This window comes from Paraburkholderia sp. 31.1 (assembly GCF_014397645.1).
Taxonomy (GTDB): domain Bacteria; phylum Pseudomonadota; class Gammaproteobacteria; order Burkholderiales; family Burkholderiaceae; genus Paraburkholderia; species Paraburkholderia tuberum.
In genome coordinates, this window is sequence record NZ_VZQN01000057.1 from 1 (window position 1) to 19514 (window position 19514).

General features: G+C 64.1%; 15 protein-coding genes and 1 pseudogene. 11 read left to right on the forward strand and 5 right to left on the reverse strand.

All coding sequences use genetic code 11. The features are described from left to right. The first annotated feature begins 246 nt into the window (after window positions 1–246). The 3 genes from F6X37_RS31475 (at window position 247) to F6X37_RS31485 (ending at window position 1996) form a co-directional block, all read left to right on the forward strand. Window positions 247–531, forward strand: a complete 285-nt coding sequence (locus F6X37_RS31475) for a type II toxin-antitoxin system Phd/YefM family antitoxin (protein ID WP_187613978.1) — start codon at window positions 247–249, stop codon at window positions 529–531. After that, on the forward strand, window positions 531–863 hold the full coding sequence (locus F6X37_RS31480) for a type II toxin-antitoxin system RelE/ParE family toxin (protein ID WP_262420096.1): 333 nt from the start codon (window positions 531–533) through the stop codon (window positions 861–863). The genes F6X37_RS31475 and F6X37_RS31480 overlap by 1 nt, the downstream gene beginning before the upstream one ends. 182 nt (window positions 864–1045) lie before the next feature. Beyond that, window positions 1046–1996, forward strand: a complete 951-nt coding sequence (locus F6X37_RS31485) for an oxidoreductase (protein WP_187613979.1) — start codon at window positions 1046–1048, stop codon at window positions 1994–1996. A 227-nt stretch (window positions 1997–2223) separates the two neighbouring features. On the opposite strand, the gene hydA is transcribed toward F6X37_RS31485, so the two are convergent. The 5 genes from hydA to F6X37_RS31510 form a co-directional block, all read right to left on the reverse strand. Beyond that, window positions 2224–3681, reverse strand: coding sequence for a dihydropyrimidinase (gene hydA / locus F6X37_RS31490; RefSeq protein WP_187613980.1), 1458 nt, complete (start codon window positions 3679–3681; stop codon window positions 2224–2226). Window positions 3682–3723: 42 nt separating this feature from the next. Beyond that, window positions 3724–5226, reverse strand: a complete 1503-nt coding sequence (locus F6X37_RS31495) for an NCS1 family nucleobase:cation symporter-1 (protein ID WP_187613981.1) — start codon at window positions 5224–5226, stop codon at window positions 3724–3726. A 53-nt stretch (window positions 5227–5279) separates the two neighbouring features. Further along, window positions 5280–6560, reverse strand: coding sequence for an NAD-dependent dihydropyrimidine dehydrogenase subunit PreA (gene preA, locus F6X37_RS31500; RefSeq protein ID WP_187613982.1), 1281 nt, complete (start codon window positions 6558–6560; stop codon window positions 5280–5282). A 39-nt stretch (window positions 6561–6599) separates the two neighbouring features. Next, window positions 6600–7994: an NAD(P)-dependent oxidoreductase gene (locus tag F6X37_RS31505; RefSeq protein ID WP_187613983.1), complete on the reverse strand. Its 1395-nt coding sequence runs from the start codon at window positions 7992–7994 to the stop codon at window positions 6600–6602. A 127-nt stretch (window positions 7995–8121) separates the two neighbouring features. Then, window positions 8122–9387, reverse strand: coding sequence for a Zn-dependent hydrolase (locus tag F6X37_RS31510; RefSeq protein WP_187613984.1), 1266 nt, complete (start codon window positions 9385–9387; stop codon window positions 8122–8124). 346 nt (window positions 9388–9733) lie between these two features. Here F6X37_RS31510 and F6X37_RS31515 point away from each other — a divergent pair, with 346 nt between their 5' ends. The 8 genes and pseudogenes from F6X37_RS31515 to F6X37_RS31550 all read left to right on the forward strand — a co-directional run bounded on the left by F6X37_RS31515 (window position 9734) and on the right by F6X37_RS31550 (window position 19514). Then, window positions 9734–10453, forward strand: coding sequence for a TetR/AcrR family transcriptional regulator (locus F6X37_RS31515; RefSeq protein ID WP_090811902.1), 720 nt, complete (start codon window positions 9734–9736; stop codon window positions 10451–10453). An 885-nt stretch (window positions 10454–11338) separates the two neighbouring features. After that, window positions 11339–13191: pseudogene (gene atzF / locus F6X37_RS31520) on the forward strand (allophanate hydrolase). Between the two features lie 32 nt (window positions 13192–13223). Further along, the gene (locus F6X37_RS31525) at window positions 13224–14321 is read left to right on the forward strand and encodes a BMP family ABC transporter substrate-binding protein (protein ID WP_184033153.1); all 1098 of its coding nucleotides are present in this window, start codon (window positions 13224–13226) and stop codon (window positions 14319–14321) included. Between the two features lie 30 nt (window positions 14322–14351). Continuing rightward, window positions 14352–15506, forward strand: coding sequence for an ABC transporter permease (locus F6X37_RS31530; RefSeq protein ID WP_187613985.1), 1155 nt, complete (start codon window positions 14352–14354; stop codon window positions 15504–15506). Further along, complete coding sequence (locus tag F6X37_RS31535) at window positions 15499–16425, forward strand: ABC transporter permease (RefSeq protein ID WP_184054130.1); 927 nt, start codon at window positions 15499–15501, stop codon at window positions 16423–16425. The genes F6X37_RS31530 and F6X37_RS31535 overlap by 8 nt, the downstream gene beginning before the upstream one ends. Before the next feature lie 71 nt (window positions 16426–16496). After that, the gene (locus F6X37_RS31540; RefSeq protein WP_090811211.1) at window positions 16497–17189 is read left to right on the forward strand and encodes a cysteine hydrolase family protein; all 693 of its coding nucleotides are present in this window, start codon (window positions 16497–16499) and stop codon (window positions 17187–17189) included. Window positions 17190–17191: 2 nt separating this feature from the next. After that, a complete protein-coding gene (locus F6X37_RS31545) occupies window positions 17192–18805 on the forward strand; it encodes an ABC transporter ATP-binding protein (protein WP_187613986.1) in 1614 nt (537 codons plus the stop codon). 43 nt (window positions 18806–18848) lie between these two features. Continuing rightward, the gene (locus tag F6X37_RS31550) at window positions 18849–19514 is read left to right on the forward strand and encodes a cysteine hydrolase family protein (RefSeq protein ID WP_187613987.1); all 666 of its coding nucleotides are present in this window, start codon (window positions 18849–18851) and stop codon (window positions 19512–19514) included.

A 19514-nucleotide genomic window follows, 5' to 3' on the forward strand; every position in this document is an offset into this window, starting at 1 on the left:
TATCCGTTCTGTCACAGCCATCGAGGTCCCCAGCGCCGGAAAAACGGCAGCTGGCTAGCATACGACGGCATCAAAAGCGGACATTTCTATGCGGCTAAAAGCGGACATTATCATCTAGCCGCTACAAGTCAAAATGTTGATAAATTACATTATGTCAAATCTAGCTGCACATGGACGCACCGCAGATCGCCGCCGGACCGTTAATGGTTTAAATTTGGTCCTATGTGAACCTCACCGGAGCGCTTGATGCATCTCGCCGATCATGTGAAGCCAATCAGCTACCTCAAAAGCGAAGCGGCGCGAATCGTCAAGGACCTGACTGATTCGGGAGTGCCGCTCATCATCACGCAGAACGGTGAAGCGAAGCTCGTCGTCCAGGATGTGCGAAGCTACGAATCGACGCAGCAGACCCTCGCGCTCCTGAAAATCCTGGCTATCGGCCAGAAGCACATCGAGCGCGGGGATCACGTCGATGGCGACGAGTTCTTTGCGGAACTCAACGATCTCGATCGTCAGGAAAAGCTCCGCTGATGGCGGCACCGCTGCTGAAATACCGCATCCTCCCGACGGCGCGGATCGGCATTGACGAACTCAGAAGCTATGTTGTCCGCACATTCGGATGGGAAATGTGGCGTCAGACATCGACGCAACTGCAGGAAACGATCACGCACATTGGCCAGTTCCCCGCTAGCAGTCATGCGCCTGCCGAGCTTGAGGGCTTCTTCGAGGACGGTTTCCGGCAAGGCCTTTCCGGCAAGAACCGGATCATTTATCAGGTCCGCGACGAGACCGTTTTCGTTCATCTCGTGGTCGACGCTCGACGCGACCTGCCCCCCTCCTTCAGAGAATCGTGCTTCGGCTGATGTAACGGGTCAGGACGGCCGCCTTGCGTTTCACACGCATTGCATGCGCGCGCTGCGCGCCCGACTCAGGAAGCCGCCCGATCCGTGCGAAACCCGAGAATGTCCAGCACATGCGGCGCGCGTGCAACGGGTATGCTAATCAGCATTCTCTCCGGCTAACGGCCTTCCCTCGACAATCGCCAATGAACCAGAACAAACAATGGAGCATCGACGACATCACGCCTCAGCACGGCAGACGCGCCATCATCACGGGGGCCAACAGCGGCATCGGCTATCACGTCGCTGCAATACTGGCTCGCACAGGCGCGGAAGTCGTACTCGCCTGCCGTGACGAACAGCGCGGCGCCGATGCCCTGTCCCGTCTGCAGAGGGAACTGCCCGCCGCCCGATTGCGGCTTCAACGACTGGATCTCGCAAGCCTTGCTTCGGTGCGCGCCTTTTGCGATCGCGAACTCGCGCAATGCCGGCCGCTCGACATCCTCATCAACAATGCGGGCGTCATGGCGCCCCGCCGACGCCTCGAAACGGTCGACGGCTTCGAATTGCAGTTCGGCACCAATGTACTCGGGCATTTCGCCCTGACGCGCCTGCTGTTGCCTGCGCTCGAGATGGCGGCAGGAGCGTCTGCCGAGCGGCCGCGCGTGGTCACGGTTGCCTCTATCGCACACAAGACCGGGCGGCTCGACTTCGACGACCTTCAGGCAACCCGTCGTTACCGTCCGATGACCGCCTATCGACAGTCGAAGCTCGCCAACCTCATGTTCGCGTTCGAACTCGATCGCCGGTTGCGCGCCGCACGATCGCGCGTGATGTCCGTTGCCGCGCATCCCGGCGTCGCCAATACGAATCTGTTCCGTGCCGACCATTTTGCCGCAAGCCCGATCGTCCGCTCTGCGCTAGGCGGACTGATCGATATCTTGTTCAACAGTGACCAGACCGGCGCGCTTTCCACGCTCTATGCCGCAACCGCGGCCGATGTCGTCGACGGCGGCTACTATGGTCCGCTCGGATTGTTCGAAACACGTGGTCGAGACGTGGGACCAGCGAACGTCGCCAGTCAGGCAAGAAACGGAACCGATGCAAGACGCCTCTGGCAGGCCTGTGAATCGCTGACTGGAACAGCGACCGGATAGCGCATGGATCGCGGAACGCGGGAAACACTAACCGCGAGATACGGATTACTCATTCAACCATGACCGCCCCCCGGCTCGCGCTGTTCTTGTATCTGATCGCTCGATGGCGAACTCCGACGCAGATAAAAAGCGCCGACCGGTTTGCACTCGGACTACCGGGGCGCAACGCGAATCCTGTCGCGTCGAGCCCCCGATATCCCCTGCAATGCCTCCACGCGTTGCCGTGTTTATTGTGGTGCGTCACCCTCGCGATGCACCGGCTGCGTCTGCTTCAGGCTCTTCGCGAGGCGCGAGGCCTGCAGATAGCCGGGATTCGCGGGCCGCTTCAGATAACGCCCGGCTCCGCGCCGCGCGCGCAGGTCGCCGTCCGCCCACACGAGTTCGCCTTGTGAGACGGTGTATGTCGGCACGCCGCGAACCGTCATCCCTTCGAACACGTTGAAGTCCACGTTCTGATGATGCGTCTTGACCGATATCGCGCGCGTGGCCTCGGGATCCCAGACGACGAGATCGGCGTCGGCACCCACGGCCACCGTGCCCTTGCGCGGGTACAGGTTGAAGATTTGCGCCGCATTGGTGGAAGTGACGCGCACAAATTCGTTCGGCGTGAGCCGGCCGGTGTTCACACCTTGATCCCACAACACCGCCATGCGATCTTCCACGCCGCCGCAACCATTCGGAATTCTCGTGAAATCATGGCGGCCCATGGCTTTCTGCGAAGCGCAGAACACGCAGTGGTCGGTTGCGGTGGTGTGCAGCAGGCCGCCCTGAAGCCCGCGCCAGAGCGCGTCGCGATGCTCCTGGGTACGGAACGGCGGACTCATCACGTGGGCGGCGGCGCGCGTCCAGTCCGGGTCGCGATAGACCGACTCATCGATCACGAGATGCCCCGCGAGCACTTCGCCGAATACGCGCTGCCCTTCGCCGCGTGCGCGCGCGATCGCCTCGAGCGCGTCTTTCGCCGAGACATGCACGATGTACACCGGCACGCCGAGCACCTGCGCGATGCGGATGGCGCGATTCGCTGCCTCGCCTTCGACTTCGGGTGGCCGTGAAAGCGGATGCGCCTCGGGCCCCGTGAAACCGCGCGCAAGCAACTGGCGTTGCAACTGGAATACGAGCTCGCCGTTTTCCGCATGCACGGTAGGCAGCGCGCCCAGTTCGAGTGAGCGCGCAAAGCTGTTCACGAGAATCTCGTCGTCGGCCATGATGGCGTTCTTGTAGGCCATGAAGTGCTTGAAGCTCGATACGCCATGTTCGTTCACGAGGAGCCCCATGTCCCGATACACGCTTTCATCCCACCACGTCACCGCCACGTGAAAGCCATAATCGGAAGCGGCTTTCTCTGCCCAGCCGCGCCACTCGCGAAAGGCGTCCATCAGCGGTTGCTTCGGGTTGGGGATGACGAAGTCGATGATCGATGTCGTGCCGCCCGCAAGCCCCGCCGCCGTGCCCGTGTAGAAGTCGTCGCTGGCGGTCGTGCCCATGAAGGGCAGCTCCATATGCGTGTGCGGATCGATGCCGCCAGGCATCACATATTGGCCACCGGCGTCGACCACGGTCGCGCCAGCAGGCGCGTCGAGGTTCTCGCCAACGCTCTGGATCACGCCGTTTTCGCAGAGCACGTCCGCACGCCAGCTCTTGTCTGCATTGACGACGGTGCCGCCTCGAATCAGGATCGCCATGATGCCAAGTCTCCTTCAGTTGAACATTCACGCTTGAAACGCTCACGCGCTCGCAACACGTGGGCGCCGGCTCTTGCCGAGCTTCATCATCACGCCATAGACGAGCGCCGCAATGGCGAGCCCCACGAACCACGCATAGGTGTAAATGCTTTTGAACGCATCGGGCACGGTGGCAAACGCATTCGGGAACGCGACATTGAGAAAGCCCGGCAGGTTCGGCAGCACGCCTGCGATCAGCGCGATCACGGCAGCCGGATTCCAGCCGTTCGAGTAGGCGTATTCGCCGTTTTCCTCGAACAGCTGGGCCGTGTCGAGGCGGGTGCTGCGAACGAGAAAGTAGTCGACCATCAGGATGCCGGCCACAGGCCCAAGCAGCGCCGAATAACCGACGAGCCACGTGAAGATGTAGCCCTGGGTGGTGGCAAGGATCTTCCACGGCATCATCACGATGGCGATACCCGCGGTGATGAGACCGCCCGTCTTGTACGAGATGCCCTTGGGCCAGAGGCTCGAGAAGTCGTAAGCTGGCCCGACGAGATTCGCGGCGAGATTGCAGCACATCGTGTCCAGTGTGAGGATGATGAGCGCGATGCCCACACCGACGCCCTCCATGCGACTCGTGAGGTCGATCGGGTCCCAGATCGCCCTTCCGTAAATCACAACCGTTGCCGAGGTCACGACCACGGAGACCACCGAGAGCAACGCCATCGGAATGGGCAGGCCGATGGCCTGGCCCACGAACTGGTCTTTTTGCGTTTTTGCGAAACGCGTGAAGTCGGGAATGTTGAGCGCGAGCGTGGCCCAGAAACCCACCATGGCCGTGAGGCTCGGCCAGAACGTCGCCCAGAAGAGGCCCGCCTTCTTGCCGCCGGCAGCGAACTGTGACGGTTGCGACAGCATCGAGCCCACGCCGCCTGCCTTCGAACATGCCCACCACACGAGCACTGCGCACATCACCACCTTGATGGGCGCGGACCAGCTTTCGAGCCGGCGGATCGAATCGGTGCCGTGCAGGATGAAGTACAGCTGGAACACCCAGAAGACGAGGAAGCAGCTAGCCTGTCCGATCGAAATGCCGAGCCACGGCAGTGCGTCGCCCACCAGCGCGTTGTGCGTGAGGATGTTGACGAGCGTGTAGATGGCGCTGCCGCCAAGCCATGATTGAATGCCGTACCAGCCGCACGCCACGACGGCGCGCAGCATGGCTGGCAGCTTGGCGCCCTGGGTGCCGAACGACGCTCGCACGAGCACCGCATAAGGAATGCCGTACTTCGTACCCGCATGACCGATCAGCAGCATCGGCATGAGCACGATCAGATTGCCGAGCAGCACGGTTAGCACGGCCTGCCATGGCGCCATGCCCTGCTCGGTGAGGCCGGCGGCGAGCATGTAGGAGGCGATGTTCATCACCATGCCTACCCATAGTGCCGCGAAGTGATACCAGCGCCATGTGCGCTGCGCAACGCCGGTGGGCGCGAGGTCATCGTTGTATAGCTCGCTTTCGGCGCGGCGCGCATTGGCGTCGACTGCAAAGGGCTGGCTCATGAGGTGGGTTCTCCGTGCTTGTCGTAGGTCCGGCTCGATCCGGCTTCGAAATGTCAGGCGGCTTTCGGGTCGGCGACACGCGCCGGGTTGTTCGGGTGCGTGGTCCAGTTCTCGTAGCGCTCGCCCGAATCGACACGCTCCATCGTGATGCATTGATCGACCGGGCAAACATGCATGCATAGATTGCACCCGACGCAGTTCGCATCGACCACCTCGAAGTGGCGCTTGCCGTCGCGCGTGGCGGTGATCGCCTGATGCGAGGTGTCTTCGCAGGCGATATGGCAGAGCCCGCACTCGATGCAGCGGTCCTGATCGATACGCGCCTTGATGTCGTAGTTGAGGTTCAGGTATTGCCAGTCGGTGACGTTCGGCACGGCGCGGCCGCGAATCGCGTCGAGGCTGGCGTACCCTTTGTCGTCCATCCAGTTGGAAAGGCCGTCGATCATGTCGCTGACGATCCGGAAACCGTAGTGCATCGCCGCGGTGCATACCTGCACGCTGCCCGCTCCCAGCACGATGAATTCCGCGGCGTCGCGCCAGTCGGAAATGCCCCCGATGCCAGAGATGGGCAAGCCTTGCGTTTGCGGGTCGCGCGCAATCTCCGCGACCATGTGCAGTGCAATGGGCTTCGCGGCAGGACCGCAATAGCCGCCATGCGTGCCCTTGCCGTCCACGGTGGGCAGCGGCGCCATGACGTCGAGATCGACACCGACGATCGAATTGATGGTGTTGATCAGCGAGACGCCGTCCGCACCACCCTTCATCGCCGCGCGCGCGCCGTGACGAATGTCGGTGACGTTCGGTGTGAGTTTCACGAGGCAAGGCAAGCGCGTGCCTTCCTTCACCCAGCGGGTGACCATTTCGATGTACTCGGGCACCTGACCCACCGCCGCGCCCATGCCGCGCTCGCTCATGCCGTGCGGACAGCCGAAGTTCAGCTCCACGGCGTCCGCGCCAGTGTCTTCCACCTGAGGCAGAATCCACTTCCAGTCGTGCTCGTTGCAAGGGACCATCAGCGAGACGATGAGCGCCCGGTCGGGCCAGTCCCGCTTCACCTGCGCGATTTCCTTCAGGTTCACGTCGAGCGGCCGGTCGGTGATGAGCTCGATGTTGTTCAGACCCGCCATGCGCTGGCCGCGCCAGGTGGTGGCGCCATAGCGCGAGCTTACGTTCACCACGTGCGGGTCGAGCCCGAGCGTCTTCCAGACCACGCCGCCCCAACCCGCCTCGAAGGCGCGATTGACGTTGTAGGCTTTGTCGGTGGGCGGCGCGGAAGCGAGCCAGAACGGATTAGGCGATTGAATGCCGGCAATCGTGCAGCGCAAGTCGGCCATGATGCGACTCCTTCGTTTTATCTGGATTCGGTGTAGCTATCACGCGGCTTGGGCGGCCCTGGCGGACTGACTCGCAAGGAAGCGGTCGATCGCATGCGCGGCAAGCTTGCCGTCCTGCACGGCCTGGACGGTCAGATCGGTGGCGCCGTGGCCGGCACAGTCGCCGCCTGCGAAAACGCCCGCAAGGGACGTGGCGCCGTTCGCATCCACCGCGACGCGCCCGCCTTCCTCGGTGAGTTGCAACCCGTCGAGGCCTTCGGGTAACAGCGTTTGGCCAATTGCCTTCAGCACCATATCGGCCTCCACGCGCACGATCTCCCCAGTGCCACGCAATGCGCCGCTCATATCGAGCCCGGTGCGCTCGAATTCCACGGCCCGCACCTGCGTGTCGCCGACGATTCGCAGCGGCTTCATCCACTCGGCCAACGTCACACCCTGGCTACGCGCGAATTCCAGTTCGGCCCAGGTGGCGCTCATCTGCGCCGCGCCGCGACGATAGGCGAGCGTCACTTGCTCCGCGCCCAGCTTGCGGCTTTGCACGGCGGCGTCGATTGCCGTATTGCCGCCTCCGAGCACCACCACCTTGCGACCGACGGGCACGCTGGCCAGATCGTCGGCCTCGCGCACGCGCGCGATGAAATCCACGGCATCGAGCACGCCGTCGAGCAGTTCGCCTTCGATGGAGAGCGTATGCGTGCCGCCAAGGCCCACGCCGATGAACACCGCGTCATACGCCGCGCGTAACTCCGCAAGCGTCACGTCATGCCCCAGTCGCTGGCCCTGGCGCAGTTCTATCCCGCCAACGGAAAGAAGCCACCGCACTTCGCGCTGCGCGTAGTCGTCGACGGTCTTGTACGCGGCTATGCCGTACTCGTTCAGGCCGCCCGGATATTCGCGCGCGTCGAAGACGCTCACGCGATGCCCGGCAAGCGCGAGCGTGTGCGCGCAGGCGAGACCCGCGGGACCCGCGCCGACCACGGCAACATGACGGCCTGTCTCGCTGGCGCGCTTGAAGAGCGCAGGGGCACCGGCGGCTTCGCGGGCCATCTGGACGTCGGTGGCATGACGTTGCAGCGCGCCGATCTGAACGGGCTCGCCATCCTGATGATTTCTCACGCAGGCGCCTTCGCAGAGAATCTCGGTCGGGCACACGCGTGCGCACATGCCGCCCAGCGGGTTCGCGCTGAGGATATCGCGCGCCGCGCCCTTGAGATTGCCGTTGCCGATCTTGCGAATGAAACCGGGAATGTCGATGCCCGTGGGGCACGCGTTCACGCAAGGCGCGTCGTAACAGTAATGACAGCGGTCGGCGGCGATCACGGCCGCATTCGCGGAAAGCGGCGGCGCGACGTCGGCGAAATTGCAGCCCAGCTGCTCGGCACTGAGACGGCCTGGCGCGATGCCGTTGGCGGCATTCGAGGTGGTCTGGGACATCCGGATGCTCCTTGCGAGGCAAAACACGGGTCCGCCGGCCGCGTGCGTGACGTGCGCGGCCGGTAGGTGGGGAATCGTTGCAAAGACAGCGCGGCGCTGAGACCGCTTGCGTTCGATCGAGATTGCGTCAGCCGGGCTCGCTCGCGCGTTCGAGCATGGCGTGCAGCAACACGTTCGCGCCGGCTTCGATCCATTCGATCGTGGCGTCCTCGACTTCGTTGTGGCTGATGCCGTCGATGCACGGTACGAACACCATCGAGGTCGGCGCGACCGTCGCGAGATAGCACGCGTCGTGACCAGCGCCCGAAACGATGTCGCGATTCGAATAGCCGAAGCGCTCGGCCGCCGCGCGCACGGACTTCACGCACGTCTCGTCGAACGGCACGGGCGCGTAGTAGAAAATCTGCTCGACGTCGGCTTCGAGCTTGCCCTGTTCCGCTATCTTCGCGATGCCTTCGCGCAGCTCGGCGTTCATCTGCGCCAGCACCTCGTCCTGCGGATGGCGAAAATCGATGGTGAAGAACACGCGGCCCGGAATCACGTTGCGCGAATTCGGATGCACCTGCATCATGCCGACCGTCGCGCACGCGAGCGGCGCATGACGCAGGCCGATTTCGTTGACGAGCTGCACGACGCGCGAGGCGCCCAGCAGCGCGTCGCGGCGGCGCGGCATCGGCGTAGGCCCCGCGTGCGCCTCCTGGCCCGTGAGCACGACTTCGTACCAGCGCTGACCTTGCGCGTCGGTGACCACGCCGATCGTCCTGTTTTCGGCCTCGAGTATCGGCCCCTGTTCGATGTGCAGTTCGAACGCCGCGTGAATCTTGCGGCCGCCGCACGGCAACGCGCCCGCGTAGCCGATGCGCTGCAATTCCTCGCCGATGGTCTTGCCGTCGACGTCCTTGCGCGACAGTCCGTACTCGAGCGCAAACACACCCGCAAATACGCCCGAGGCGACCATCGCCGGCGCGAAGCGCGAGCCTTCTTCGTTGGTCCAGATCACCGTTTCAACAGGGCGCTCGGTTTCGATGCCGTAATCGTTGAGCGAGCGAATCACTTCGAGGCCGCCGAGCACCCCATAGATACCGTCGAAGCGCCCACCCGTTGGCTGCGAGTCGGCGTGCGAGCCGGTCATCACGGGCGGCAGGTCGTTGTTGCGCCCCGCGCGGCGCATAAACACGTTGCCCATCTGATCGACACTGGTCGTGCAGCGCGCATCTTTCGCCCATTGCACGATGAGATCGCGGCCCTGCTTGTCGAGGTCGGTCAGCGCCAGACGGCACACGCCGCCTTTGGGCGTGGCGCCAATCCTGGCCATCTCCATCAGGCTGTCCCACAATCGCTGACCGTTCACGTGGATCGCGGTCGTCAGCGCGGCTTCGCTTACTGCGTTCATGCGTGTTCTCCTGTCCGTGCTCGTCAAACGTGCATGCATGCCACCGTGTTGGGGCGCGAAGGATCACGACGGTGCACGTCTCGATGGCACTGCGCGGCCCTTGAAACCCAGCCCTTCGAATCCTGTCCGATTGGACAGGTTTTAGACGAGAAACTTCGCGAATTCAATGCGGAGTTACGAGCGAGAAGCGTGCCATTGATGCTGCAGTGCGTGAAAAAAAACCAGGCGTCCGTGCTGCGCGTTTCTCCTGATGTCGGTGAATTCGCGGCGCACTTGCATCGTGGCTACAATGATTCCGGCATGCGCGCGGCCGCCGCGCTCCTTTTCTCTTCCGAATGGACCGAACATGCGCGACGACGAACCCACCACGCGAGCCGCGCCCCTCGCGACGCGCGGCACCGTGCAGGCGCAACGAGCCGCCGACACATCGCACAAGCCACAGCGGCGCAAAGCCTCCATTCGTGCGTCGAATGAATCCCATCTACTCGCCTGTGCCGAAGCCGTGTTCGCCGAACGCGGATTCGAAGGCGCGAGCACGGCGCTGATCGCCGAGCGCGCGGGTTTACCGAAGGCGAATCTGCACTATTACTTCCCGACCAAGCTCGCGCTGTACTGGCGCGTACTCGACGATGTGTTCGAGGAATGGAACGCCGCCGCCAACCTGTTCGATGCAAGCGACGATCCGGTCGAGGCGATTGGCGGCTACGTGCGCGCCAAGATGGCCCTGTCACGGCGCCGCCCACTTGGATCGAAGGTGTGGGCCAACGAAATAATCAGCGGGGCGCTGCACATGCAAGAGATCCTGCTCGAACGCGTGAAGCCGTGGATGGACACACGCGTGAAGCTGATCGAGCGATGGATAGCCAAAGGGTTGCTCGCGCCCGTCGACCCTCGGACGCTCCTCTTCATGATCTGGGCGACCACGCAGCACTACGCCGATTTCGAGGCTCAAATATGCGCGCTCTCGGGCAAACGCGCGCTCTCGACGAAGCGCTTCGAGGCTACGACGGAAGAAGTGGTGAGCATGATCCTGCGGGCGAGCGGAGCGCGATCGCCGGTCCGATGAATTGTTTAGGGAGTTTCCCTGATGACGTCATAGTCTCGTTGCCGCGGTCGCTGTTTTCCGCGTTAATGTAAGCGCTAACATGTCCAACAAGCGGCAATACCCAGCCGGCTTTGCAGTAAGGTTGTCGCTTTCATGTACCGAACGGCATGAACGGCTGAAAGCTCAATGACGGCGTTGAGTCCAGAGGCGGCGCGAGTACTCAAACGTCTGAATCATCCGCTCGCGTTCCGTGCAAAAATCTGGTCTCGCCGACTTGGATATCCCGCCAAGCGCCCTATACTTGAAGAGAGCCGCGCGGAAGCCGGCCCCTGATGCAGAAGCGGACGAGAAATCGTTCATTGGGGCGCGGTAGCGGGGCCACGGAAACGCCCGTGTGAATAACACGGGCGTTTTCTTTTTTGTGCCCCGATCGTGCAGCTTTGGAAAGTGACTGGCTGGTCACGCCCGTTGATCAGCGGTCTTGCCTTGTGTCCCAATCCCGGAGCACGAAGATGGTGGCACGGGCTGGGCATATGCGGGTCTTATTTCGAGATGGATTTCGTATCGCCCGCCCAAACACACCCACTTGTGAACTTCGCGGGGCGGCGGGCCGTCATGCCCGTCCAGTTCCTCTCCGAGCCGGTGGTAATGGTCTTCGCCAGGCTTCCTCGCTTCGGCCAGGAGTGCCTTAACTACCGCTCGCGCCCTTCCCTCTGGTTGGTGCACGATGAGCGGGACACGTGCACCAACCCTAACCAATCGCGACCCGCACTGGATCACGGTAGACAAGTACCAGCGTCTACGCCAATGTAAAAATCGTTGCCGGGCAAGGACTTCCTGCCAACCTCCCCTGCCTGGCACAGTTGCTGCGAGCATGAGCTCAAACTTGTATTCAAGATTGAACTCATGCTTCCCGACGCCTTCTTCAAGGTTCGAGCGCTGCTCGAATCCTACGCCACCAAAAGCACGACGCCTCGCGACATCGTCGACACGGTGATCGCCCGGATCGAAGCCTCCTGTCGCCCCGAAGTCTGGATATCGCGCGTGAGTGCCGCCGATCTCGGCAGCCGGGCTGCCGAGATCGAAGAAGCGCGCGCGCGCCTGGGCGCCGCGATCTTTGAGCGGATGCCGCTGTTCGGCGTACCGTTCGCGGTGAAGGACAACATCGACGTCGCCGGCATGCCAACCACCGCAGCCTGCGACGCCTTCGCCTACACGCCCGCAGCCTCGGCATTCGCCGTCGATCGTCTGCTCGACGCCGGCGCCATCCTCATCGGCAAGACGAATCTCGACCAGTTCGCCACAGGCCTGGTCGGCACACGCTCGCCCTATGGCGGCGTGCGACAGTTCGAATCCGATGCGCACATCTCCGGCGGATCAAGCTCCGGCTCAGCAGTCGTTGTTGCGGCTGGGCTGGTTGCGTTCTCACTCGGCACGGATACCGCTGGCTCGGGGCGTGTTCCGGCAGGCTTCAACGACCTCGTGGGTCTCAAGCCAACGCCTGGCATCGTAAGCAAGCGCGGCGTGGTACCGGCGTGCCGGAGCCTGGACTGCGTGTCGATCTTCGCGCATGACGTGGGCGACGCCTGGGAGGTCCTGCTGCAGATGGCGAAGTACGATGGAGACGACAGCTATGCGCGCCGAGTGCCGGCACTCGGACTGCCCCATGCACCACTGCGCCTCGCCGTGCCGGATCAGTTGACCTTCCAGGATGACGCTCAGGCGCATCAGGCCTTTGCCGCCACGCTCGACACGATCGCTTCGCGCCTTGCGCTTTCGCCAACAAGCGTGCCGTTCGAACCCATGCAGCGAACTGCCGCGCTGCTTTACGACGGCCCGTGGGTAGCGGAGCGCCGTGCCGCGCTCGGTTCCTTCTTCGAGACGAATCGCGCCGACATCGATCCGGTTGTCGCCGAGGTGATTGCCAAAGCGGACGGCTACAGCGCTGTCGATGCGTTCGACGGACAGTATGCACTCGCCGCACTGCGCCGCGAAGTGGAAACGCTGTTCGAGGCGATCGACGTCCTCGTCGTGCCGACCACGCCCACGCATCCAACCTTCGACGAAGTACGTGCGGACCCGATCGGGGCGAACAGCCAGCTTGGCGTCTATACCAACTTCGTGAATCTGCTCGATCTGTGCGCTCTGGCGGTGCCGGGCGTTCGCCGCGCGGACGGCCTGCCAGCCGGCGTGACGCTGATCGCCCCAGCGGGCGCCGACCAGCGCCTGGCAGTGCTCGGCGCACGCATCCAGGCGCTCTTCATCGCTCACGCTACTCCCGACGACGCTGCCAGGATTGCCGCGCGACCGCTGCCCTTCGAAGAGCCGACGGTGACACTCGCCGTGGTCGGCGCTCATCTGCGCGGGCAGCCTCTCTGCTGGCAACTGCTCGAGGCTGGTGCGCGTTTCGTCGAGACCACCACCACGTCTTCGCACTACCCCGCCTTTACGCGCTCGCCGGTACGAAGCCGGCCAAGCCCGCTCTGGTGCGTACGCCGCACGAGGCCGGCCAGCCCATCGAAATCGAGCTCTGGGAAGTGCCGCTGCGCAGCTTCGGCGCATTCGTTGCCCACGTGCCGGCGCCACTCGGCATCGGCAGCGTGCAGACAGCCGATGGACTCATCGTCAAGGGCTTTATCAGCGAGCCCTCGGCGGTCGCACCAGGCAGCGGCGCACACGACATCACTACATTCGGCGGCTGGCGTGCATGGCTCGCAACGGCGGCCGGAACGCAAGCCCAATCCGATCGGCAATTCTGAATATATGCATTGAACTCACGAGGAGTCCAACCATGACAAACCGTCGCGATTTTCTCAAGGGCGCTGGCGCGCTCGCCCTCGGCAGCACGCTCCCGTTCGACCTCGCTTTCGGTGCCGAGCCGCTTACGGTCGGCGTCATCTACGTCGGTTCGCGCGGCGATTACGGCTACAACCAGGCACAAGCGCAAGCTGCGGCTGTCATCAAGAAGCTACCGAACGTGAAGGTCGTCGAGGAAGAAAACGTGCCCGAGACCGTCGCCGCCCAAAAGACCATGGAGGCGATGATCGAGCAGGACGGTGCGACGCTCATTTTCGCGACCTCGTTCGGCTACTTCGATCCCCATGTGCTGAAAATGGCAGCCAAATATCCGAAGGTTCGCTTCGCCCACTGCGGCGGTCTCTGGAAGAGCGGCAATCCGGCCAACATCTCCAGCTACTTCGGCTATATCGACGAATGCCAGTATCTGAACGGCGTCGTGGCGGGCCATGCGAGCAAGACGAAGAAGCTCGGCTTCGTCGCGGCCAAGCCTATTCCGCAGGTGCTGCGCAACATCAACTCATTCACGCTGGGCGCGCAGTCGGTGGATCCGTCGATCGCCACGCACGTGATTTTCACGGGGGACTGGTCGATGCCGGTGAAGGAGGCGGAGGCCGCCAACAGCCTCGTCGATCAGGGCTGCGACGTGCTCACGTGTCACGTGGACGGACCCAAGGTCGTGATCGAGACAGCCGAGAAACGCGGCGCGATGAGCTGCGGTTACCACGCAAGCCAGGCGGCGCTGGCGCCGAAGGGCTATCTGACGGGCGCCGAATGGGACTGGGCGACGCCCTACAAGCTGCTCGTCACAAACGCGCAGACGGGCAAGCCGCAGCCGAACATTCTTCGCGGCGGTCTGCGCGAAGGCTTCGTGAAGATGTCTCCGTATGGCGCGAAGGTGACACCCGATGCCCGCACGCAAGCCGACACCGTGAAGGCGAAGATGGTCGCGGGCGACTACGTCATCTTCAAGGGACCGATGAAGGACAACAAGGGCGGCAGCGCCATTGCGGCCGGCACGAGCTACGCACAGACCGATATCGCGCTCGAAAGCATGAATTATCTGGTTGCCGGTGTGGTTGGCCAGATCTGAGGACCGTAAGCGTCCTCGCCAGGAGTCGTGATGTCCGCATCCCTTTCTCCCGCTCGCGGGCCGTCGCGAAGGCTGCCTGCAAGTCTCGCGCGCCTGCTGCTTGCGCTGTTGCCTGGGTTGCCGACAGTTTGTGCAATCGTGGCAACTCTGGCGATCTTCGGCATCTTCCTGCTCGTGCAGGGACAGCCGGCCATCCAGGCCCTTGGTCTCATTGGTGAAGGTGCGTTCGGCTCGTCGTTCGCATGGCAGAACACCTTGCTGCGCGCCGCACCGCTCATGCTTACGGCTCTGTGCGTCGCGCTGCCTGCCCAGGTCGGCCTGATCGTGATTGGCGGCGAGGGCGCGCTCGCGCTGGGCGGGCTCGCGGCCGCCGTCGTGCCGCAGTGCCTGCCGCAGGCTACGCCGTGGATCGTCGCGACGCCGCTGATGGCGATTGCAGGCATGCTCGCGGGGGGCCTGTGGATCAGCGCAGTGGGCGCAATGCGTCAATGGCGTGGTGTCAACGAGACCATCAGCAGCCTGCTGATGTCGTATATCGCCATCGCCGTTTTCAAGTTTCTCGTCGAAGGGCCGCTGCGCGATCCCGCCAGTCTCAACAAACCGTCGACGCTGCCCCTCCCCGACGCCATGACCATCGGCTCGCTGCCGGGACTCGACGTGCACTGGGGCCTCTTCTGGGGCGTGCTCGCGTGTCTCGCTGCCTGGGTGCTCGTGCGCCAAAGCACGCTCGGCTTCGCCATGCGCGTAAGGGGTGGCAACGTGCACACGGCGCGCCTCGTCGGCCTGCCCGTGGGCGGGCTCGCGCTCACCGCCTGCGCGCTAGGCGGCGCATCGGCGGGACTTGCCGGAATGCTCGAAGTTGCGGCCGTGCAAGGCAGCGCGAATGCGTCGCTGCTCTCGGGCTACGGCTATGCGGGCATCCTTGTCGCATTCGCGGCACGCCAGAATCCGTTCGCCGTGATCGTGTGCGCCCTGATGGTCGGCGGCATCGAGGCGAGCGGCAGTCTGCTGCAACGTCACCTCGAGCTGCCCGACGCCGCCACGCTCGTGCTGCAAGGGCTGCTTTTCGCGAACCTGTTGGCCTGGGAGGCACTTGCTCCCCGTCTTGCCGCCTGGCGCGTGAAACTTCAGGCCGTCGCGCTCGACACCTCGTCTGCTTCACTGGAGCGTACCCGCCATGTCTGACCTTCACTCGCCCGCTGCGGTACTGCTGATTTCGCTCTTTGCGGGGGCCATTCGCGTGAGTACGCCCTATCTGTTCGTGAGCCTCGGCGAGTGCCTCACCGAGAAAGGCGGCCGCGTGAATCTCGGTCTCGAAGGCATCCTGGTCTCCGGCGCCATGTGCGGCTATGCGGGCTCGTATCTCTCGGGTTCGCCGTGGATCGGCGTGCTCGCGGCGGCGGCGGCCGGTCTGGTGCTCGGCTGCCTGCATGGGCTGGTCTGCTCGCTGCCGCGTGTTTCCGATATCGCGTTCGGCATCGCGCTCATGCTGTTCGGCACCGGCCTGGCGTTCTATCTCGGCAAGCCGTTCATCGAGCCGCAGGCAGCGATGCTCCCGTCGATCGATCTCGGCGCGTGGGCCGCCTCGCAGCAAGTGCACAACGCGCTGCATATCAATCTGCTCTTCGTGATTGGCGTCGTGCTTGCCGTCGCTTTGCAGTGGGGACTGCGCTCGATGCGCTGGGGCATGACGCTGCGGCTCGTCGGCGAGAATGCCGAGAGCGCGCGTGCAATGGGCTATCCCGTTACGCGGATACGCGTCATCGCGACGGCGGTGGGTGGTTTCTTCGCGGGCGTGGGCGGTGCCTATCTCTCGCTCGTCTATCCCGGCAGCTGGAACGAGGGACTGTCGAGCGGGCAAGGCCTGATGGCCGTCGCCCTCGTGATCTTCGCACGCTGGCAGCCGCTGCGCTGTCTTTGGGCCGCGCTGCTGTTTGGCGCTGCCGGAGCGCTTGGCCCCGCCCTGCAGGCAATCGGCGTGACCAGCGGCTATTACCTCTTCAACGCCGCCCCTTACGTGCTGACGCTCGCGCTCATGATCATCAACTGCAGGCCGGACCGCACGCTGGCGGGCGCACCCGGCGAGCTGAGCCTGACGCGCTGAGCGCGGACAGCTTCCGACCGACCGAATCGAGAATCGCCCGCGCTCGCGTAGCGCGCGACCGGAGGATCAACATGACCCGTACCATCGAAGCCCGTCCCTATTCCTGGCCCTACGACGGGAATCTGCGCCCCGACAACACGGCGCTCGTCATCATCGACATGCAGACCGACTTCTGCGGTTACGGCGGCTACGTCGACAAGATGGGCTACGACCTCTCGCTCACGCGCGCCCCGATCGAGCCGATCAAGCGCGTTTTGGGGCCGATGCGCGAACTCGGCTTCACGATCATCCACACCCGTGAAGGGCATCGGCCGGATCTGTCCGATCTGCCGGCGAACAAGCGCTGGCGCAGCCGCCAGGCGGGCACGAACGGTCTTGGCATCGGTGACATGGGGCCATGCGGCCGGATACTCGTGCGCGGCGAGCCGGGCTGGGAAATCATCGACGAACTCGCCCCGCTGCCGGGCGAAATCATCATCGACAAGCCTGGCAAAGGCTCATTCTGCGCGACGGACCTCGAACTGATCCTACGCACGCGCGGCATTGCGAATCTCGTGCTCACGGGCATCACGACGGATGTGTGCGTCCACACGACGATGCGCGAAGCAAACGACCGCGGCTTCGAATGCACGTTGCTCGCGGACTGCTGCGGCGCGACCGATAAGGGCAACCATGACGCTGCGCTGAACATGGTCCTGATGCAGGGCGGCGTGTTCGGCACGGTGTCCAGTTCGGCGGCGCTCGTCGCTGCCCTGGAGCAGTGACCATGATCACCGCGACACGCGCGCTCGGCGTCGAGGTGATCGGCGCGAGCAAGTCGTTCGGGACGTTCCGCGCACTCGATGACGTTTCGATCAGGGTTGCGCCCGGGACGGTTCACGCGCTGCTCGGCGAAAATGGAGCAGGCAAGAGCACGCTCGTGAAGGGGCTCGTGGGCTACGGCCCGCTCGATCACGGCACGATTGTGGCCGATGGAAGCGAGGTGCGCATCGCATCCCCGCGCGATGCGCAAGCGCTCGGCATCGGCATGGTCTATCAGCATTTCACACTCGCGGCGGGGCTCAGCGTCGAGGAGAACCTGCTCCTTGCGCGCGGCAACCTGTCATGGAAGATCGACTGGGCGGCCGAGCGCAACGCGCTCGACGGCTTCATGCGCCGCATGCCGTTTCGCCTCGAACTCGATGCGCCGGTCTCGTCACTCGCGGCGGGAGAAAAGCAGAAGCTGGAAATTCTCAAGCAGTTGTATCTGGAGCAGCGCTTCCTGATTCTCGACGAGCCCACCTCCGTGCTCACCCCGCAGGAAGCCGACGAAGTGCTCGGCCTCATGCGCACGCTTGCCTCGCGCGGCGACCTCACGGTGCTGATGATCACTCACAAGTTCCGCGAGGTAATGGCCTATTCGGACAACGTCACGGTATTGCGCAAGGGCCGCTTCGTCGGCACCTGCGCGGTGGCCGACACCGACCGCGACCGGCTGGCCGCCTGGATGATGGGCAGCGACGCAAGTGCGCAAACGCGTGAGGGCGCCGCTGAAGACACCGATGAGTTCAGGCTTGCGCGCCGGCCGAACTCGCTCGACGCTCCGGTGCGGCTCTCGCTATCGAGCCTTTCGGTCGTCGACGAGCGTGGGCACGCTGCCGTGCGCGAGGCGTCGCTGAGCGTGCGCGCGGGCGAGATCCTCGGGCTTGCGGGCGTCTCCGGCAACGGTCAGAAGGAACTGATCGAAGCGCTCGTCGGGCAGCGCAAGGCCCAGTCGGGCGCGATGGCCGTGGAAGGTTCGCCCTATGCCGCGACGCGCGTAGAGATGACACGCATGCGCGTGTTCGCCCTTCCCGAGGAGCCGCTGCGCAATGCTTGCGTGGCAGGCATGAGCGTGGCCGAGAATATGGCGCTGCGGGATTTCGACCGCGCGCCGCTGCGGCGCGGCGGATGGTGGCTCGATCGTCGCGCCATGCGCTCGCGCGCCGAGCGGCTGATCGCCGAATTCGACGTGCGGCCTGCGCTGCCCGAGCGCGCCATCGGCTCGCTGTCGGGCGGCAACGTACAGCGCGCCGTGCTGGCTCGCGAGCTTGGGCACGCAGTGAACGTGCTGATCGTCGCGAATCCTGTGTTCGGACTCGACTTTGCCTCCGTCGCGGACATCCACGCCCGCATTCTCGCGGCGCGCGATGCCGGTGCGGCCGTGCTGCTCGTCAGCGAAGATCTCGACGAACTGCTGGAGCTTGCCGACCGGATCGTGGTGATGGCCGAGGGACGTCTCGTCTACGAGACTGCAGCAAACGAGGCGGATCGAGTGGTGCTTGGGCGTTACATGGCGGGCCATGGCGACGAAGGCAGGCCGCAGACGGCTGAGCCGGCCGAGCTGCACGCAAGCGCCTGAGCGGCGCGCGAACGATACACAACGCAAACGGAGAAATGTCGCGATGACAACCATCGCCAGCGCAAAGCCCGCGCCGTTCACGTTCGACGCGCGTCATACGGCGCTCATCGTGATCGACATGCAGCGCGACTTCATCGAGCCGGGTGGCTTTGGCGAGGCGCTCGGCAACGACGTATCGCTGCTTTCAGGCATCGTGCCGACCGTCGCGCGGCTGCTCGCGCATGCGCGCTCGGCGGGATGGCAGGTCGTGCACACCCGCGAATCGCATACACCCGACCTCTCCGACTGCCCCCCGGCCAAACGCATGCGCGGCATGCCAGATGCGCGCATTGGCGACGAAGGACCGATGGGCCGCATCCTCGTGCGCGGCGAGCCCGGCAACGCGATCATCGACACGCTCGCGCCGATCGACGGAGAACTCGTCATCGACAAGCCCGGCAAAGGCGCTTTCTACGCAACGCAGCTCGGCGAGGAACTGTCGATACGAGGCATCACGCATCTCGTGTTCGCGGGCGTGACGACCGAGGTCTGCGTGCAGACTTCGATGCGTGAGGCCAACGATCGGGGCTACGAGTGTCTGCTGGTCGAGGACGCGACGGCAAGCTACATACCGGCGTTTCGCGAAGCGACGATTGCAATGATTCATTCGCAGGGCGGCATCGTCGGCTGGACCGCTCCACTCGACGCCCTGCTGGGGGCAGACGGATGA

Coding starts and splice junctions, on each gene's coding strand:
- F6X37_RS31475 (WP_187613978.1), top strand. CDS start 247: ATGCATCTCGCCGATCATGTGAAGCCAATCAGCTACCTCAAAAGCGAA.
- hydA (WP_187613980.1), bottom strand. CDS start 3,681: ATGGCGATCCTGATTCGAGGCGGCACCGTCGTCAATGCAGACAAGAGC.
- F6X37_RS31530 (WP_187613985.1), top strand. CDS start 14,352: ATGTCCGCATCCCTTTCTCCCGCTCGCGGGCCGTCGCGAAGGCTGCCT.
- F6X37_RS31540 (WP_090811211.1), top strand. CDS start 16,497: ATGACCCGTACCATCGAAGCCCGTCCCTATTCCTGGCCCTACGACGGG.
- F6X37_RS31505 (WP_187613983.1), bottom strand. CDS start 7,994: ATGTCCCAGACCACCTCGAATGCCGCCAACGGCATCGCGCCAGGCCGT.
- F6X37_RS31510 (WP_187613984.1), bottom strand. CDS start 9,387: ATGAACGCAGTAAGCGAAGCCGCGCTGACGACCGCGATCCACGTGAAC.
- F6X37_RS31485 (WP_187613979.1), top strand. CDS start 1,046: ATGAACCAGAACAAACAATGGAGCATCGACGACATCACGCCTCAGCAC.
- F6X37_RS31550 (WP_187613987.1), top strand. CDS start 18,849: ATGACAACCATCGCCAGCGCAAAGCCCGCGCCGTTCACGTTCGACGCG.
- F6X37_RS31515 (WP_090811902.1), top strand. CDS start 9,734: ATGCGCGACGACGAACCCACCACGCGAGCCGCGCCCCTCGCGACGCGC.
- F6X37_RS31480 (WP_262420096.1), top strand. CDS start 531: ATGGCGGCACCGCTGCTGAAATACCGCATCCTCCCGACGGCGCGGATC.
- preA (WP_187613982.1), bottom strand. CDS start 6,560: ATGGCCGACTTGCGCTGCACGATTGCCGGCATTCAATCGCCTAATCCG.
- F6X37_RS31545 (WP_187613986.1), top strand. CDS start 17,192: ATGATCACCGCGACACGCGCGCTCGGCGTCGAGGTGATCGGCGCGAGC.
- F6X37_RS31495 (WP_187613981.1), bottom strand. CDS start 5,226: ATGAGCCAGCCCTTTGCAGTCGACGCCAATGCGCGCCGCGCCGAAAGC.
- F6X37_RS31535 (WP_184054130.1), top strand. CDS start 15,499: ATGTCTGACCTTCACTCGCCCGCTGCGGTACTGCTGATTTCGCTCTTT.
- F6X37_RS31525 (WP_184033153.1), top strand. CDS start 13,224: ATGACAAACCGTCGCGATTTTCTCAAGGGCGCTGGCGCGCTCGCCCTC.